Raw genomic sequence first — 610 nt, forward strand, 5'->3', positions numbered from 1 at the left:
TTTATATCCAGATGAAGTTAACAATATAACAAAGAACTCTATATCATTTTTAAATCAATATAAAACCGACAAAGACAAATTTATAGTAAGATGTAAAATTGAATGCTCGGCAGCACATCCAAGATCTCCAAAAAGCTATAAAGATGTAGCTGCCTCATTCTCATATGAAGATGGATGTTTAGAATATACGAAAAATCAACCATCCAGTATCTAATTGGATAAGTATAATTAAAAGCCAAGTGAGATAGTTAAAACAGCATATATGAAAGCGCCGGCACTGAGCCGGCGTTTTTACGACTGTTAGACCTTAAGGTTACACTCTCGAGGCGAATGCTAATATCTGCCCAGCATCATCTGCAGGAACTATCGTTACAGAGCGGTCACTGAAAACCTTTATTGCTTCGTTAACCGCTGGAAGAAGCGCCTGGTTCTCGCTGGCATCCGGAAACTCAACAGGTACGATTACTTTTTCTGGAGCTAAGATACCAGCCCCAAACAGCCTCTTGAACCTGTTAGCCCATTGCTCCGCTTCATCAACGATCTTGTTGGGAGTCGGCCTCCCAAATACAAAGCTAAGGGGTCGTATGGCCCTCATGTTCATACCATCTTT

General features: G+C 40.8%; 1 protein-coding gene and 1 pseudogene. One reads left to right on the top strand and one right to left on the bottom strand.

Annotation, left to right across the window (positions count from 1 at the left end):
- Positions 1-214: hypothetical protein (locus QLG02_RS10305; RefSeq protein WP_282465117.1), on the top strand; the 214-nt coding region annotated here is incomplete at its 5' end.
- Positions 215-313: 99 nt separating this feature from the next.
- Here QLG02_RS10305 and QLG02_RS10310 read toward each other — a convergent pair.
- Positions 314-610: pseudogene (locus QLG02_RS10310) on the bottom strand (DUF3037 domain-containing protein); the annotation flags it as partial.

It is taken from the genome of Aeromonas sp. V90_14, from assembly GCF_029967615.1.
GTDB lineage: Bacteria > Pseudomonadota > Gammaproteobacteria > Enterobacterales > Aeromonadaceae > Aeromonas > Aeromonas hydrophila.